17 protein-coding genes are annotated in these 16,497 nt (G+C 38.8%); 11 read left to right on the top strand and 6 right to left on the bottom strand.

Features of this window, described 5'->3' with window-relative positions; translation table 11 throughout:
• The first annotated feature begins 84 nt into the window (after positions 1-84).
• Positions 85-525: a BrxA/BrxB family bacilliredoxin gene (locus tag MHB40_RS15840; RefSeq protein ID WP_205444231.1), complete on the top strand. Its 441-nt coding sequence runs from the start codon at positions 85-87 to the stop codon at positions 523-525.
• A 151-nt stretch (positions 526-676) separates the two neighbouring features.
• Positions 677-1,687: an aromatic acid exporter family protein gene (locus tag MHB40_RS15835; RefSeq protein WP_205444230.1), complete on the top strand. Its 1,011-nt coding sequence runs from the start codon at positions 677-679 to the stop codon at positions 1,685-1,687.
• Positions 1,688-1,708: 21 nt separating this feature from the next.
• Here the strand turns inward: MHB40_RS15835 and prli42 are convergent, their stop codons facing one another.
• A complete protein-coding gene (gene prli42, locus MHB40_RS15830) occupies positions 1,709-1,804 on the bottom strand; it encodes a stressosome-associated protein Prli42 (protein WP_205444229.1) in 96 nt (31 codons plus the stop codon).
• A 125-nt stretch (positions 1,805-1,929) separates the two neighbouring features.
• On the opposite strand from prli42, the gene mce reads away from it, so the two are divergent.
• From mce to MHB40_RS15805, 5 genes are all read left to right on the top strand, one after another.
• Positions 1,930-2,343 (top strand): methylmalonyl-CoA epimerase, encoded by a 414-nt coding sequence (gene mce / locus MHB40_RS15825; RefSeq protein WP_342440901.1) that lies wholly within the window; start codon positions 1,930-1,932, stop codon positions 2,341-2,343.
• 5 nt (positions 2,344-2,348) lie between these two features.
• Entirely contained in the window at positions 2,349-3,896 is a 1,548-nt protein-coding gene (locus MHB40_RS15820) for an acyl-CoA carboxylase subunit beta (RefSeq protein ID WP_205444227.1), read from the top strand.
• 105 nt (positions 3,897-4,001) lie between these two features.
• Complete coding sequence (locus MHB40_RS15815) at positions 4,002-4,955, top strand: hypothetical protein (RefSeq protein WP_342532919.1); 954 nt, start codon at positions 4,002-4,004, stop codon at positions 4,953-4,955.
• Positions 4,956-5,090: 135 nt separating this feature from the next.
• Positions 5,091-6,206 (top strand): M20/M25/M40 family metallo-hydrolase, encoded by a 1,116-nt coding sequence (locus MHB40_RS15810; protein ID WP_342532918.1) that lies wholly within the window; start codon positions 5,091-5,093, stop codon positions 6,204-6,206.
• Positions 6,207-6,231: 25 nt separating this feature from the next.
• Positions 6,232-6,720: a chemotaxis protein CheW gene (locus tag MHB40_RS15805; protein ID WP_205444223.1), complete on the top strand. Its 489-nt coding sequence runs from the start codon at positions 6,232-6,234 to the stop codon at positions 6,718-6,720.
• Positions 6,721-6,826: 106 nt separating this feature from the next.
• Here the strand turns inward: MHB40_RS15805 and nspC are convergent, their stop codons facing one another.
• The 3 genes from nspC to MHB40_RS15790 all read right to left on the bottom strand — a co-directional run bounded on the left by nspC (position 6,827) and on the right by MHB40_RS15790 (position 9,811).
• Positions 6,827-7,966 (bottom strand): carboxynorspermidine decarboxylase, encoded by a 1,140-nt coding sequence (gene nspC / locus MHB40_RS15800; protein ID WP_342532916.1) that lies wholly within the window; start codon positions 7,964-7,966, stop codon positions 6,827-6,829.
• A complete protein-coding gene (locus MHB40_RS15795; RefSeq protein ID WP_155591447.1) occupies positions 7,963-9,192 on the bottom strand; it encodes a saccharopine dehydrogenase family protein in 1,230 nt (409 codons plus the stop codon). Before MHB40_RS15795 ends, nspC begins: the two co-directional genes overlap by 4 nt.
• A gap of 412 nt (positions 9,193-9,604) precedes the next feature.
• Positions 9,605-9,811: a hypothetical protein gene (locus tag MHB40_RS15790; protein ID WP_205444218.1), complete on the bottom strand. Its 207-nt coding sequence runs from the start codon at positions 9,809-9,811 to the stop codon at positions 9,605-9,607.
• A 197-nt stretch (positions 9,812-10,008) separates the two neighbouring features.
• Between MHB40_RS15790 and MHB40_RS15785 the strand changes: the two genes are divergently transcribed.
• The 3 genes from MHB40_RS15785 (at position 10,009) to MHB40_RS15775 (ending at position 13,302) form a co-directional block, all read left to right on the top strand.
• Entirely contained in the window at positions 10,009-11,721 is a 1,713-nt protein-coding gene (locus MHB40_RS15785) for a methyl-accepting chemotaxis protein (RefSeq protein WP_342440896.1), read from the top strand.
• A gap of 105 nt (positions 11,722-11,826) precedes the next feature.
• On the top strand, positions 11,827-12,555 hold the full coding sequence (locus tag MHB40_RS15780) for a hypothetical protein (protein WP_342532915.1): 729 nt from the start codon (positions 11,827-11,829) through the stop codon (positions 12,553-12,555).
• Positions 12,556-12,669: 114 nt separating this feature from the next.
• The gene (locus tag MHB40_RS15775; protein ID WP_205444214.1) at positions 12,670-13,302 is read left to right on the top strand and encodes a LysE family transporter; all 633 of its coding nucleotides are present in this window, start codon (positions 12,670-12,672) and stop codon (positions 13,300-13,302) included.
• A gap of 30 nt (positions 13,303-13,332) precedes the next feature.
• On the opposite strand, the gene MHB40_RS15770 is transcribed toward MHB40_RS15775, so the two are convergent.
• Both MHB40_RS15770 and MHB40_RS15765 read right to left on the bottom strand, forming a co-directional pair.
• Positions 13,333-14,382, bottom strand: coding sequence for a Cj0069 family protein (locus MHB40_RS15770; protein WP_205444213.1), 1,050 nt, complete (start codon positions 14,380-14,382; stop codon positions 13,333-13,335).
• Between the two features lie 160 nt (positions 14,383-14,542).
• On the bottom strand, positions 14,543-15,460 hold the full coding sequence (locus MHB40_RS15765) for a DMT family transporter (RefSeq protein ID WP_342532914.1): 918 nt from the start codon (positions 15,458-15,460) through the stop codon (positions 14,543-14,545).
• Positions 15,461-15,566: 106 nt separating this feature from the next.
• On the opposite strand from MHB40_RS15765, the gene MHB40_RS15760 reads away from it, so the two are divergent.
• Positions 15,567-16,460 carry a helix-turn-helix domain-containing protein gene (locus MHB40_RS15760; protein WP_342532913.1) on the top strand — a complete coding sequence of 298 codons (894 nt, stop codon included), beginning with the start codon at positions 15,567-15,569 and terminating at the stop codon, positions 16,458-16,460.
• The last annotated feature ends 37 nt before the right edge of the window (positions 16,461-16,497 follow it).

The following is a 16,497-nucleotide window of genomic DNA, read 5'->3' as shown; positions in this document are numbered from 1 at the left end:
TATGATAAGAGATGGATAAGCGTCAAAAAGCTACTATATGAAATATCACTATTTTGGCGCGAACTTGAAAGGAGCTATCGCTATATGAATATGGATTACGATTTATTTATGCAGGAAATTTTAAAAACAGCACGTGCTGAAATTGAGGCAGCTGGTTATGAACAACTACAAACACCAGAAGCTGTAGAAGAGGCGTTTGCTCGTCCAGGTACAACATTAGTAATGGTGAACTCAGTATGTGGTTGTGCAGGTGGGATCGCTCGTCCAGCAGCGGCACAATGCGTTCATTATGATAAACGTCCAGACCATTTAGTCACAGTGTTTGCAGGGCAAGATAAAGAAGCAACTGCAGCGGCACGTTATCATTTTGGAGAAGATCATTTACCTTCATCACCATCATTCGTTCTATTAAAAGATGGACAAGTAGTCGCAGAAGTGGGACGCTATGAAATTGAAGGGCATGACCCAATGTCGGTTGTGACAAACCTACAAGCAAACTTTGAAGAATATTGTGACGAGCTTTAAGTCCTTTCTTGCATAAGAAAAATCATTCAAATGAAGTAGAAAAGCCTCATAGATCATGTTGTCTATGTAGGCTTCCTACTATTCATCATGAGTAGATAGTTTCATTATCGTTAAAATTTTCGTAATATTGGCTAAATAATTAGCTAAATGAGTGAAGAGTACTAAAGGATGGGAGGCAGTCGGCCTGAAGACGTTTTCAATCGGCTATCGAACGTTAAAAACAGCAATTGGTGCAGCCATTGCTATTGCCATTGCGCAGTATTTTGATTTAGCCTCATATGCATCTGCTGGTATTCTGACCATATTATGTGTGCAGCCAACAAAAAAGAAATCCATTTATGCAGCCTATACACGACTAGTCGCAAGTATTGTGGCAATGCTTTTTGCCTTCGTAAGCTTTGAGTTATTTGCTTATCATCCGCTTACATTAGCGGGCATGCTTATACTGTTCATACCAACCATTGTGTCTTTAAAGGTTGCGGACGGATTTATCTCCAGTGTCGTCATTATTATGCATATTTACGCTGCTGAAGGTTACTCATTGACACTTGTTTATAATGAATTAGCGTTGATGGCTATCGGTTATGGAACAGGGATTGCCATTAATATGTATATGCCAGACATTCAAAAGGAATTAAATTACTACAGAGTTAAAATTGAGGAGTTATATAGTAAGATTTTTTTAGAAATTGCCAGCTATTTACGGCAAGGAGATACGCTGTGGAACGGGCACGAAATCATAGAAGCAATCAGGGCACTTGAAGAGGCAAAATCATTGGCCTTTAAAGATGTTGAAAACCATTTTATGAGACGTAAAAATGATTACTATGTTTATTTCGATATGCGTGAGCAACAGCTAGAAATTATCGAAAGAGTACTGCCCAAAGTGACAACATTACCTGTTATAGTACAAGAGGCTGAAATTGTGGCAGATTTTTTACAAGACCTTGGAGCGCATGTTCATTCGGGAAATACGGCTAGTCATTATCGTGAAAAGCTCGACAATGTTAAGCGTGATTTTTCTCAACTTCCTTTACCACAAAGCCATGAGCAATTTATTGCCCAGGCAGCACTCTATCAGTTTATAGAGGAAATGGACAGGTATTTAGAAATAAAGCAGTCATTTAAAGGGTTAAAGGCTAAAAAAGAGCGCCCACAGTAGTGTGGACGCCTCATGCTTGTCTTAAACTATCATAGATAATCCGAATGCTAGAGATGAGATTAGCATAATTGCGATCATACTATAAACAACGATTTTTTGAAATTTTTTATTACTCATATGCTCGTTCGCTCCTTCTTTTCTTATAAATAGTTTAGCAAATCTGAAAAATTTCTCAAGTAGTAGAGTTTTGACAAAAAAGTCTGTAAAATAGAGTATGTACCATAACAGAAGGAGATGTCACCATGGAGAGAGTAGACCATATTGGGATTGCGGTGCGCGATCTTGATGAACGCATTACATATTATACAGAAATTTTAGGCTTAAAGTTGATGAAAGTGGAAGAAGTAGAATCTCAGCAGGTTCGTGTGGCATTTATCGACGCAGGTAACGTGAAAATTGAGTTATTAGAACCGATGAGTGATAAAAGTGCCATTCATGGTTTTATTGAAAAACGTGGAGAAGGAATTCACCATGTTGCGTTCGGTGTAACAGGAATTCGTGAGCGAATGGCAGAGCTTCGTGAAAAAGGTGTACGTCTATTATCCGAAGAGCCAGGACCAGGTGCTGGAGGGGCAGAGGTTGCATTTATGCATCCTAAATCCTCATTTGGGGTGTTATATGAATTATGTGATAAAAGTGGAAAAGGGGATAAGTGATCAGTATGGATATGTTCGACAAAATCAATGACTTGTATGATCGTAAGACGGTAATTGAACTTGGTGGTGGCTATGATCGCATCGATAAACAGCATGAAAAGGGGAAACTTACTGCTCGTGAGCGCATAGACTTATTGCTAGACGAAGGTACATTTTTTGAAATCAACCCATTTATTACACACCGTACAGTAGACTTCGGAATGGATAAGTTGGAGGGACCTGGTGATGGTGTGGTAACTGGATTCGGTAAAATTAAAGGACGTCCAGTATACTTATTCTCTCAAGATTTCACAGTGTTTGGTGGAGCGCTTGGTGAAATGCACGCGAAAAAAATGGCAACAGTGATGGATCTAGCTGCCAAAAACGGTACACCATTTATCGGCATCAATGACTCAGGTGGCGCACGTATCCAAGAGGGTGTTCTTTCACTAGATGGCTACGGTCATATTTTCTACCGCAATGCCATTTATTCTGGTGTGATCCCGCAAATCTCTGTTATTATGGGACCTTGTGCTGGTGGAGCTGTTTATTCTCCAGCCATTACAGACTTTATCCTAATGGTGGATAAAACATCTCAAATGTTTATTACAGGACCTAAAGTAATTGAAACGGTAACGGGAGAAAAAATCTCTGCTGAAGATTTAGGTGGCTCGAAAGTAAATAATGCGGTAAGTGGGAATGCTCATTTCCGCGCTCCATCTGAAGAAGCAGCGATTGATGAAATTAAGAAACTATTAAGCTATTTACCACAAAATAATAAAGAAAAGGCACCTCGCCAAGCACGACCTGAAGGGGATGACTACCGCCCAGAAATCGTAGATACAGTGCCAATCGAAACAACACGTCCATATGATGTACGTAAAGTTGTAGAGCAAGTAGTAGATGAAGGTTCATTCATGGAAGTTCACGCAGAGTTTGCAAAAAACGTAGTAGTTGGTTTTGCACGTATTGCTGGTGAATCAGTTGGACTTGTTTGTAACCAACCAAAAGTACTTGCTGGTGGTTTAGATATTGATTCTTCTGATAAAGCAGCTCGTTTCATCCGTACTTGTGATGCATACAATATCCCAATCATCACATTTGAAGACGTTTCTGGCTTCTTCCCAGGCGTTAAACAAGAACATGGTGGCATTATTCGTCATGGTGCGAAAATTCTTTATGCGTATTCAGAAGCAACTGTACCAAAAATTACAGTGATTTTACGTAAAGCTTATGGAGGCGCTTACGTTGCCTTAAACTCTAAATCAATTGGTGCTGACCTAGTATTTGCATGGCCAAATGCTGAGATTGCTGTTATGGGTGCTGCTGGAGCAGCGAACATCATCTTTGCCCGTGAAATTGCGAAATCAGATGATCCAGAAGCAACTCGTGCAGCAAAAATTGAAGAATATAAAGAAAAATTTGCGAACCCATATGTTGCGGCATCTCGCGGTATGGTAGATGACGTCATCGATCCACGAGATACACGTATCAAGCTGATTCAAGGACTTGATATGCTGTCAAACAAACATGAAACACGTCCAGAGAAAAAACACGGTAATATTCCTCTATAACAGTAGTACAAGCCTAGCAGCTCATAAGTTGCTAGGTTTTTCATTGCCAAAAGTGAAACATTTTTGTTTGTCATCCGTACTGATAGATAAGAGGAGTTGAGATGAATGGAATGGCAGCAATTACAAACAGCGCAAGAAAAGATTCATGCACAACTTAGAAAAGCATCTAGATTAAACGAACAAAATCAGTTAATTGATGGACAGATTAAACATACACAACAGGAAATAGACAACCATACGGCAGCACTCCATCAAATTCGATCCAAGCTTGACAAATTAGATGGTTTTTCATTTATGAATATGATTCGTACGTGGACAGGTCAACAGGATGAACTGAGGGCAGAAAAAATTGATAAGGCGGCAGTACTTGAATTAAAGCTCAATGAAGCAATGAAAATGCAAACAGATTTAACAGAAGACAGCATACAAGTGATGAATCAGTTAGCCCAAATTGATGAAAGAGCGTTACAGCAATCACTGCAACAGATTTATCTTCAAAAGAAGGCGTATTTACAAATTCATGACGCTGCCCAAGCTGAGAGACTAGAGCAGTTAGCACATGAGGAAATGCTGACAAAACAACTCATCACTGAAATTCAAGAGGCAGAGGAAGCGGGAGAAGTAGCCCTAACGAGGCTAGGGCAAGCAGCAGCTTCACTCCATTCAGCCAGTGGATATTCTACATGGGATACATTTTTTGGTGGAGGGCTCATCGCAACTCACTTAAAGCATGATGCACTGGATCAGTCAGAAAACTATTTACACAGTGCACAAATTGCGTTACAACGTTTTCATAATGAGTTAGTGGATGTTCAAGAAATGTCTACGAAATCGCTACATGTTGAAACAGATGGCTTTGTTAAGTTTGCTGACTACTTTTTTGATGATATTTTTTCAGCATGGTCTGTTCATTCTAAAATCTCAACAGCAAGAGAACAGGTATCACGTGTTCAGGATGATGTACATAATACGATTTGGCGCTTACAAGATAAGCATCATAAAGCAGTAGACTACCTACAATCATTAGAGAAAGAAAAAGAGCGTATTTTCAATCACTAAGGAAAGTCTGAGAATTTTTCTCAGACTTTTTATTTTGGTAGGATTGTTCAATGATTTCAACTCTTCTGACGTTGTGCTAAAATAATATGTATACTATAACGTGGAAAAACACGTAAACTAAGGGAGTTTTACAACATGACAAGTCGTTTAGTAGAAGAGTTTTTTGAGCTCGTACAAATTGATTCAGAAACAAAACATGAACAGCTAATTGCACCCATTCTTGTAGATAAGTTAACTGCACTCGGATTTTCAGTTATCCAAGACGATGCACATACACGTAATGGACATGGGGCAGGTAATATTATTGCTACATTAAAAGGCACATTGGATGTGGAGCCAATCTACTTCACTTCTCATATGGATACCGTTGTTCCAGGAAAAGGCATCAAACCTTCTCTACGTGAAGATGGCTATATCGTATCCGACGGTACAACGATTTTAGGTGCTGATGATAAGGCAGGACTAGCAGCATTATTTGAGATGGTCAAACGTTTAAAAGAGCAAAATATTGCACACGGAGATATTGAATTTATCATTACAGCTGGTGAAGAAAGCGGCCTTGTTGGCGCTAAAGAGTTAGATCCAGCTAACATTAAAGCAAAATATGGCTTTGCAGTGGATAGTGATGGCAAAGTTGGCGGCATCGTGACAGCGGCGCCATTCCAAGCGAAAATTTTCACGAAAATTATCGGTAAAACGGCACATGCGGGAGTAGCTCCAGAAAAAGGAATTTCTGCTATTACAGTCGCATCAAAATGCATTGCTCAAATGAAACTAGGCCGCTTAGATGAAGAAACGACAGCGAATATTGGACGTTTTGAAGGTGGACAAGCGACAAATATTGTTTGTGACGAAGTGACAATCCTTGCAGAAGCACGCTCAATAGACAAAGCTAAATTGGATGCGCAAACAAAGCATATGCAGGAAACATTTGAACAAGTATCAGCGTCATTAGGTGCACGTGCTGAAATAGAAGTGAAGCTGATGTACCCAGGTTTCCGTGTAACAGAAACGGATAAAGTAGTTCAAGTGGCCATGACTGCTGCACGCAATATTGACCGTACACCGACACTAGGCATTTCAGGTGGTGGATCAGACGCAAACGTGATTGCAGGTTTTGGCATTCCGACAGTTAATCTATCTGTTGGATACGAGGATATCCATACAACGAATGAAAAAATACCAGTAGAAGAGCTTGAAAAATTAGCAGATTTACTAGTAGAAATCGTCAAAGAATCGGCGAAAAACTAACAGTCGAATAAGGATGTGTGACCCTATGGAAAGTGTCAAAGCAGTCGTTTTTGCTTGTGGGACAGAGGAGTATGCTGTGCCGGTGGAGCAAGCGATTTCAATTGAAAAATTAGAGCATGTAACACCTATTCCCCATTTACCTAATTATCTTCTAGGCTTTACAAGAATTCGTGGTGAGCTTGTACCTGTTCTTGATTTTGAACGCATACTGTACAACCGCTCATCGAATCCAGCAACTGCTCGTATCATTGTGTTGAATACAGATGTGGTCAATTATGGATTACTTGTCACAGAAGCCCGTGAAATTCTTGATTTCGATGAATCAGTACTTCAGCAATTGGGTCTAGTCAATTATAGTAAAACACGCTACTTTACTGCTGTAGCTAATCTCGAAAATCGAATGATTACGTATGTTGATCCAAAAATACTAGTTAATTCATTAGACGGCATTCGTGAGATCATTAATTATTTACACAAAATGCTTGAAAATGAAAAAGAAAACGTAGAGTCTTAGGCACTCTACGTTTTTTCATATTTGTGAAAAACTCTTTCATTTTTTCTAAAAATTATGCATAATAAAAAGCCCTTCCAGCGTAACTGAAAGGGCTTTTCGCATGTCATTAAGACAAACGACCACTGTAGTCTTCAAATTTAAACTCACGGATAACCTTAATGCCTTCTTCATCGTTATACGAAACGATAGATGGTAAGTTGACACCGTTAAACATATGGTTTTTCACCATTGAATAATGAGCCATATCTGTGAATACAAGACGATCACCTGGTTTTAATGGCTGTTCAAACGAATAATCGCCAATCACATCACCAGCTAGACATGTTAGTCCACCTAAGCGATATGTGTGTGCTAATTCATTTGCTTGGCCAGAACCAATAATCATTGGACGGTAAGGCATTTCAAGTACATCAGGCATGTGACATGTTGCTGATGTATCTAAAATAGCAAGATCCATTCCATTTTCTTGAATATCAAGCACCGTTGCTACTAAATAACCTGTATTAAGGGCTACTGCTTCACCTGGCTCTAAATACACAAGCAGGTTATATTTTTCTTGCACATAATTAATGATGTTCACAAGCTTCTCTACATCATAATCTTCACGCGTAATATGGTGACCGCCACCGAAGTTTAACCATTTCATTTGGTGTAAAACATCACCAAATTTTTCCTCAACTACTTCAATAATACGCTCTAATGTATCTGAATTTTGTTCACACATCGCATGGAAGTGTAAGCCATCAATACCGTCAAGCTGTGATTTATCAAAGTTAGCCAAAGTCGTTCCAAGACGGGAATTCGTATAGCAAGGATCGTAAAGAGCTGTTTCAATTTCAGAGTACTCAGGATTTACACGAATACCACATTCAATTGTTTTACCAGTAGATTTTACTTTATCCTTGAACTGAGCCCATTGGTTAAATGAGTTAAATACGACGTGATCCACATAGCCTAGAAGCTCGTCCATTTCATGCTCAATATAAGCAGGTGCATAAACGTGTACTTCCTTGCCCATTTTTTCATAGCCAAGACGCGCCTCATGCAGGGAGCTGGCTGTAATGCCTGCTAAATATTCCCCTACTAGCGGGAAAGTTGAATGCATAGAGAACCCTTTAAGGGCTAGTAAAATGCGGCAGCCTGTACGATCTTGAATTGATTTTAAAAGCTCAAGATTTTTTGTTAATAATCGCTCATCCACTACATAAGAAGGGGATGGAACTTTTGAAAAATCAATTGGTTTCATCGGCTTAATTCCTTTGCATCTAAATCAAGGTCAAGTAATTCTGGGTTATGGCTTTCTTGCCATGGTAGACCCCATTTATTTAATGCATCCATGAATGGATCTGGATTGAAATCTTCCACATTCCAAACACCTGGTTTACGCCATTCACCGTTCATCACAAGCATTGCACCGATCATAGCTGGTACGCCAGTTGTGTAAGAAATCGCTTGTGAACCAACCTCGTTGTAGCACTCTTCGTGGTCACATACGTTGTACACATAATACGTTTTTTCTTTGCCATCTTTTAGACCGCGAATGATACAACCGATGTTTGTTTTACCTTTTGTACGTGGTCCAAGTGAAGCTGGATCTGGTAATACCGCTTTAAGGAAGTGGATTGGTTGAATCATTTGTCCTTCGAATTCGATTGGCTCAATTGATGTCATACCTACGTTTTCTAATACTTTTAAGTGTGTTAAGTATTTTTCAGAGAACGTCATCCAGAAGCGGATTTGTTTTAAACCTTTGATATTTTTTGCAAGTGATTCCAGTTCTTCATGGTATAGAAGGTAAATATCTTTTGGTCCGATTTCCGGTAGGTTATACACTTCTTTTTTCTCAAGTGGTGCTGTTTCAACCCACTCGCCTTCTTTCCAGTAACGACCATTCGCTGTAATTTCGCGAATGTTAATTTCTGGGTTGAAGTTTGTTGCGAAATGATAACCATGATCTCCCGCATTGGCATCCACGATATCGATATAGTGGATTTCATCAAATTCATGTTTTTGTGCATGAGCTGTGAAAACGCCTGTTACACCTGGGTCAAAACCGCTACCAAGTAGTGCAGTTAAGCCAGCTTTTTCAAACTTCTCTTTATAAGCCCATTGCCATTTATATTCAAATTTTGCCGTTTCAGGTGGCTCGTAGTTTGCAGTATCCACATAGTGCACACCTGTCGCTAAGCAAGCATCCATAATCGTTAAGTCCTGATAAGGTAAGGCCACGTTAATCACAACATCTGGTCCGAAAGCTTTAATAAGCTCAATAACCTCTTCTGTATTGTCTGCGTCTACCTGTGCAGTATGAATTTTTGTTTTTCCGCCGTCAAGTTTTTCTTTTAGAGCGTCACATTTTGAAACAGTTCTACTTGCGATACAAATTTCCTCAAATACGTCCGAATTTTGAACACACTTGTGTACCACAACACTGGCAACTCCGCCAGCTCCGATAATCAATGCTTTACCCAATTGTCTACCCCCAAGTTCATATAAAGTATTGTCAAACAAGCTGATTATACAGAAAATTGATATACTACTCAATCATTGTTTTAAAATTTTCTACAAAAAATTTTATTTTTCTACAACAATTAGACGTATACGGAGGGGAATACCTCGGAAAAGGAGGGAATTGTGAATAAATCTAAGAAGCCATTTTAGTAAAAATAGATGGAAATAGCTGTTTTATAGACCCGAATAATTGGTGAGGTTTAATCTCAATTCCACGACATCAAATAATTAATTTTCTAAATGAATGGTATGACATAGTATCTCTTCTGACTTACTTTTTGATTCACGCGACTAAATCTTTACATAAAAAAATCCCTTTGCATATAGAAAGGGAAGGAACCACATTAAACGTGCTACTGACAAATGATACATATTATTTCAAAAAACGATTGGATACTTGTTGCTTTTCTTCTCCCCATATATAGAAGAAAACCACCAGTAATGTACTTAAAAAACCCATCACAAGAGCATACGTGCTGAGGGCTACATCCACTTGACTTTGCAAGGCATAAATAAAAATAGCTCCGATTGTTAACAAGTTTCCTGTAACAATCGATATAAAATGAAAGCGTTTATTCATAGCAAGCCCTCCTATTAGATGAATTGGTAATGCTCATGATGATTTACTTCAATTATCGCACAATTCAGAACTTTTATCCAATGTTTTTATCTTACTAGAATAATTAAAGATGCTTTTTTAATACATCTTTTTGTAGTATGATGAAAAACAAAAGGGAATATTCATAGATTATTACAAGAAAGGGGAGAGGATGAATCGTGAAATTACGTAATTCATTAACTTTTCAACTTGGAACGATTATCGCTGGTATTTTAGTGGTGATGCTAGGGATTACTTCGTTCGCTACATACATAACTGCTTACAATAAATTATATGATGCTGCTGGTGTAGAGGCCTATGGCTGTGCCAATATTACGACAGGTTTGATCAATCCAGAACAATTGGACAAGGCCATTCAAGGCGATCGAGCTGTACAGGAACGCATCGGGAATGATTTAAACTGGACAACAGGTCATAAAGATATTTTCCAAACACAATATATTCTAGCATTGGATGGTACATTATTAGCGCTTGATGATCATTTGGCTGAAAAAGGCTTTGCTCCTGGTGATCAATTTCATTTAGACAAAGAAGCGATTGATATGTTGCTTACACATAAGCATCCGACATATTCACAGCCTTATACCTTTGCAGGGATGGACCGTTTATCTGGCTATGCCCCTATTTTTAAAGATCATGATTCTAGTAAAGAGATTATTGCCATTAGTGTCATCGACTTTGATGCCAATATCGTAAAGGAGCGAACGTGGGATGTTGTACGAAATGGGATATTAATTAGTATTTTCCCTATGCTTATCGCTTCCATCATTACAGGCTTTTTAATCCGTCGTAAAGTAAGACCGATTAGTGTGCTCATTCAGCAGGCGAAAGAAATTGCGAATGGGAATTTAGCTGTACCTGAAACAAAAATTAACAGTAAAGATGAAGTAGCGGATTTAGCGAATACATTAAATCGAATGACGGCTAATTTACAAAATATGATTATGACGATGCGTTCCACTTCCAATACGTTGACGAACAACGCTGATGAAACCGCTTCCACCTTGAACGATATGAGCAATACTATTCAAGGTGTTGCCAATAATATCGAAGAAGTGACAAGTGCTGTGACGGCAGGGATGCACCATGCTGAAAATGCGACAGATGTTCTTACTTCCTTAGCAGGGGACCTTCAAATGATTCAAAGCAATGCCAATAACAGTGCTGATAATGCCCGACAAACGATGGAATTAGCAACAGAGGGTGAGCGACTAGCGAAAGATATAAGCAATGATATGGCATTGATTCATAGCGGATCAGGTGAGGTGCGACAAACAGTAGAAAACTTAGTCACGTCTGCAACGAAAATTCAAACGATTACAACGTCTATTGCGAACATCGCATCACAAACAAATTTGCTAGCTCTGAATGCTTCCATTGAGGCGGCTAGAGCAGGGGAGCATGGTAAAGGCTTTGCGATTGTTGCTGAGGAAGTTCGCAAGCTTGCTGAGCAATCTAATCAAGAGGTATTACAAGTTGAACAGCTTATTCAGGATATAATGAAGCATGTTCAGCAGGTTATGTCATCTACGAATGATAATACGCAATATATTGAAAAAGGGACGGAGACGGTGCGTCTAACAGCACAATCTTTAGGGAATATTTCGACAGCAGTGGCCACAACAGTAGAAGAAATGATTACTATTTCTACTGCCATGACTGCTGAAAATGAAAAATCAGCACGCATTGTGCAAATGATTCAACAATTAACGGAATCCATTCGAGATATAGAAGAAACAATGAATATGATTACCATCGCGGCACAGCAAACAACTGCAAGCATTGATGAGGTAGCACAAGGTTCTAATGAAACAAATCATATGGCACACACACTTGAACAGCATGTAAAAGCGTTTAAATTAAAAGAATAATAGAAAGATTAGGACATGCTGTCTTTTGCTTCTACTGCTTAGATGGTAAACTAGCATTAAGATTTTTCTTTTGCGAAGGTGAGGATTTTAATGGTGGTAAAACAAATGAACGAACAAGTTCAACAAATCAATGACTTGTTTTTGAGTGGTCAAGTAAAGGAAAGTTATCAACTAGCTAAAGAAATATTGGGCAATCATGCAGCTGTCGAAGAAGAGGCCAATCCAATCATCCAGCAGCATGTGGCAATGCTAGAGGCAAATGGGTATGCAAACATGCCTCAGCCTACTGATGATAAGGTGAAGCAAAGTGTGGAACGTACAGATGGCTCGTATCCAGAACGAGATGTTCTCGCAGCTTATATAGGTAGTCAGGATGATGAGCAATTTGGCAAAGTGATCGATGAATTATTAGCAGGGTCTATAGAAGCGCAAGCTAACGCCTTTTATACAATGGCGGAATACTATGTCCTCGCTAAAGAACAGGACAAGGCATCTGTGCAATATGCGGAGGCAATCAAATTACAGCCCAATAAGGCATTGTATTGGGGAGCTTTTGCACAGTTTTTGAATCGTCACGAAGGTAGCCCTTATTTGGCTTTACGACTGATTGAAGACGCTATACTATTGGATGGGATGAATCCTCGTTGGCACTATATACAAGGGAATATTTTTTTCCAGCTCGTAGCAGCGACAAAAAATTTAAGCTATTTACCTGCCTTGGAAGAAGCATGGGAAAAAGCTAAAAAACGTTGTACAGCCAAGCAAGTTACACTGAAAATGGATTTGGCAAAGTCGAACGATGTGTTAGCGCAATGGAAAAAGCAAATGCTATAACAGTTAAAAAGTCGTATAAAATATTAATAATTATTCCTTTTGAGTATAATTATGCTATAGTGAAACTATAAACGGACGTATGAAGCTTATCGATGACATGAAAGAAGTGTTTTTTTGAGTTTATATGTAGCGTATGTATTGGTAGGACTTGCCATTGCCATGCCTGTAGGAGCTATTACAGTAGAAATGACAAAGCAAGGACTCAAAAATGGTTTTATGCACGGCTGGGCTGTTGGGCTTGGTGGCATGACCATTGATATTGTATTGGTTTTTGCTTTGTATATGGGACTAGCCTCTATCTTGGCTATGCCTTTGATTCAACTACCTATGTGGATTATTGGAGCGGGCTTTTTATTCTTGTTAGGCTATGATTCTATCAAGAACGCTGACCATGATATTACATTGGCAGGAGAAAAAGTAACCAAATCGTTTTTTGCCTCTTATTTTAACGGCTTACTGGTGGCTATTTCGCCTGGGAATCTCGTTTTTTGGGTCAATGTATTTGGTGTGGTGCTAGCAAAATCTTATGGACAAGGGCAGCCAACGAACTTTTTAATTATTGCAGCTGGTGTTTTAAGTGGAATCTTACTCCACGATATCGGTTTGCTGACCATTGTTTCGGTTACCCGTAAAGCTATGAATCGTAAGATGATTAGGACATTTACAATTGTCGCAGGATTCTTATTGATTGGTTTTGCTTGTTATTTTATATATGAATTTATACAAGGAATTAAGATTTATATATGAAAAGTGCGATCCCTAAAGATCGCACTTTTTTTATGGTGCAATGGCCTCTGTTTGCTCCTTGATACAAGCTAAAATTTCTTCTGCTACTTCATGGGCTAACGACAGTTCTGAAGTAAAGCCCACACAAGAACAATTCATTTCACCTAAAATATAGCAATCTTCTCCAGCTTCATTGGTATCTAGCATAAAATCAGCCGTCCAGATTAACGGTAAATCATAATTGCCTAGTAAGTTTGTTACTTGAGGGAGCTGCGTTAAAAAGTTTTGCACCAGCTCTTGCCAGTCTTCAGGCTTGTCATAGCGGTATTGAGCGCCAGAGAATAGCGTTGCGCTAAAGGCATCCTCGGTAGCGGCTGGTTTTTTATGTACGACGTGTACGGGATGATCGCGCAACATGAATAAGCGGATTTCGCCTTCTGTAATCCTTGGAAGAAAGCGCATATCGATTAACATACCATTCGTCCCCGTAATATACTGCTCACAATATGTCATAAAGTCGCCAAGCTGCCAAAATTCTACATGATTATCTTTTGCTTCTGTACATTTGATTTGTGCATCAAGTGGCACTTCTGTGATACCCTCAGCTAGTGGTTCCACCAATTTTACACGCCAAATGCCTTCACCAGTTGAACCACGATTTTGCTTCAAAACGCGCTCTGTCAGTGCTAAGGAAGTAGGGAATTGTGTTTTGAATGCTTCGATTGTGTAGTAGGCAAATGTATCATCAGGTACTAAATTTGTTGTCGTAAGCTTTGATAACACATCTTTAGAGCCGTAGCTAATCATTGCATCTGGATGTGGCATCCCTATAACGCCAGCTTGGCATAGCTCACGTAGCATGGCAAAATACTCTTCCTCATGCTGTAAGTTCCCTGGGTTTATACGAGATACATAGGCAACACCATGTTCCTTCACATAGTTAAAGATTTGTTGCTTTTTTGTGATATCAAAGAATAGTACCTCAGCATCTTGCCCACGTTGTTTTAGCGCTTCCACCATTGGCATGGTATCTGGACGATAGCCATTTGGCCCTTTATCTGTGCCACCTTCAACCTCGAAAAAAATAACTTTTTTATCCATAAAATACCTCCTTTTATCTGTTGTTAGGTTCAGTATAGTAGATAAATAAGGAGAAAAGATATATGAAATATGTAAATTTTATGTATAAATTCATATATTACTATATCGACTCTAGGAGGTATTAACTATTAATATTTATAATAATCTAAATTTTCAACATTCAAGACTGTTTCTTCTGAAATACTGTGAGATATAAAATCATGAGAAGAATTAGCAAAGTCCCTATAAACTGATAGCCGCCAAAGGCAATTTTTAACCACCAAACACTTGTGATGACAGCCATTAATGGCTCAAGACTACCTAATAAGCTTGACTCCTTTGGTGAAAGATAGTGCAAACTCGCAATATAAAACCAAAAAGCGAGCATTGTACCAAAAATAATGATAAAGAGAAAATAAGCAACGGTAGAAAATGTCCAACCTGATAGATCAATAGCCCAGGGTGGGTGGAAAATACTCATCACCAAACCACCGATAATCATCGACCAGCCGACAACTAGTAATGAATGGAATTGCTGTAAAAGTGGGACGGCATAAATGGTGTAAAATGCAACAGAAAGACCAGATAAGATACCCCATAACACAGCCATAAAAGGAACGGACAATGTCGAAAAGGAGCCGTTTGTTAATAATAAAAAGGTCCCCACAAGTGTCAGTGACACAGCAATAGCATCCTGTTTTGTCAATGGACTTTGTTTCGTTACAAAGTAATAAGCCATGATAAACAGCGGTGCTAAATATTGCAATAATGTGGCTACAGCTGAATTACCAATGGCGATTGACATCATATATGTATATTGGACAGCAAGCATGCCGAGTAAGCTAAATAGAATTTGTCTAAATGCATGTTGCTTCGTGCGCCACATGACGAAAATGGATTCATGACGATGAGTCATTTTATAAATAGCTATCAGTAATAGACCGGCTAAAAGTAAACGACTAGAAACAAGCCAGCCGACTTCTATATGGTCCTGTTGAAACAGCCTTTGGGCAACGGTCCCTCCAATTCCCCAGAAGCTTGCTCCGAGAATAACTAGTAGCAAGCCAAGAGTACGTTTATTTTGGATTAGTTGATTCATCTGTTTACATCTCCCAAACTATCAATATAAGATGAGTATAAAGTGATTAAATGCAAATAAATATCGATTTAATCCAAAAAAATATCAATATATTGAGGTGATGTAGATGCCGTTAACACATATCAAAGTAGCAAAGGATTTACAGGAATTAACCTTGCATGGAACAAAGGCATTTCCAGTTGCCTTGTATGAAACGGTTATGCGATTAGAAAGTATGGATTTTCTACCTCTCCATTGGCATAAAGAAATACAATTTGTTTTTATAAAAAATGGATGTGCACAGTATCGAGTAGGGACGGACGTTTTTGTATTGAAGCAAGGCGAGGGGCTCTTTATCAATGCTTCAGGATTACATGAAGCAAAACCTTATCAAATGGAACAAGCTGTGGTTTATTGTGTAAATGTGGACCCAATAGTAATGGGGGGACATGATGGCAGTATCTTTTTCACGAAATATGTACAACCGTATATCACAAAAAATCGATTACCTTATGTCAAACTAACAGGAGAGTTAGCACAGAAAGTAGCGACGATTGCGGAATTAATGCGAGAGCAAGCCGCATTTTTCGAGCTAAAGGTACGGAGAGAGCTTCTATTCATTTGGGAATCCATGCTGACCCAATCCTTGTTGACAGAACAAATGATGGACTCGTCCACTATTGTGCAGCATGAACGAGCAAAAGCTATGCTAGATTTTTTACATGCACATTATCAGCAGAAAATAGCATTAGAAGATTTAGCTAGCCATGTGTATATAAGTCGAGCTGAATGCAGTCGCTTTTTTAAGAAAATAGTGGGCATGACACCGTTTACCTATTTACGCCAATATCGATTGCGCAAAAGCATAGAATTATTGAGAGGCGATGAGCTATCTATAACAGAAATAGCGGTGGATACAGGCTTTAGTACGGTCAGTTATTATATTGAAAAGTTTAAAGAATACACTGGCTACCCACCACATGTTTATCGTAAGAAGTTTTTAAGTGTGAAAAATAATTGAACGTGAATAGAAAAAGGATAATCTTTTATACTCAAAT

The organism is Lysinibacillus sp. FSL K6-0057, from assembly GCF_038630885.1.
Lineage (GTDB): Bacteria > Bacillota > Bacilli > Bacillales_A > Planococcaceae > Lysinibacillus > Lysinibacillus fusiformis_F.
This window is presented reverse-complemented; position numbering and strand designations above follow the sequence as displayed.

Coding starts and splice junctions, on each gene's coding strand:
- MHB40_RS15805 (WP_205444223.1), top strand. CDS start 6,232: ATGGAAAGTGTCAAAGCAGTCGTTTTTGCTTGTGGGACAGAGGAGTAT.
- MHB40_RS15790 (WP_205444218.1), bottom strand. CDS start 9,811: ATGAATAAACGCTTTCATTTTATATCGATTGTTACAGGAAACTTGTTA.
- prli42 (WP_205444229.1), bottom strand. CDS start 1,804: ATGAGTAATAAAAAATTTCAAAAAATCGTTGTTTATAGTATGATCGCA.
- MHB40_RS15770 (WP_205444213.1), bottom strand. CDS start 14,382: ATGGATAAAAAAGTTATTTTTTTCGAGGTTGAAGGTGGCACAGATAAA.
- mce (WP_342440901.1), top strand. CDS start 1,930: ATGGAGAGAGTAGACCATATTGGGATTGCGGTGCGCGATCTTGATGAA.
- MHB40_RS15820 (WP_205444227.1), top strand. CDS start 2,349: ATGGATATGTTCGACAAAATCAATGACTTGTATGATCGTAAGACGGTA.
- MHB40_RS15815 (WP_342532919.1), top strand. CDS start 4,002: ATGGAATGGCAGCAATTACAAACAGCGCAAGAAAAGATTCATGCACAA.
- MHB40_RS15840 (WP_205444231.1), top strand. CDS start 85: ATGAATATGGATTACGATTTATTTATGCAGGAAATTTTAAAAACAGCA.
- MHB40_RS15780 (WP_342532915.1), top strand. CDS start 11,827: ATGAACGAACAAGTTCAACAAATCAATGACTTGTTTTTGAGTGGTCAA.
- MHB40_RS15760 (WP_342532913.1), top strand. CDS start 15,567: ATGCCGTTAACACATATCAAAGTAGCAAAGGATTTACAGGAATTAACC.
- MHB40_RS15765 (WP_342532914.1), bottom strand. CDS start 15,460: ATGAATCAACTAATCCAAAATAAACGTACTCTTGGCTTGCTACTAGTT.
- nspC (WP_342532916.1), bottom strand. CDS start 7,966: ATGAAACCAATTGATTTTTCAAAAGTTCCATCCCCTTCTTATGTAGTG.
- MHB40_RS15810 (WP_342532918.1), top strand. CDS start 5,091: ATGACAAGTCGTTTAGTAGAAGAGTTTTTTGAGCTCGTACAAATTGAT.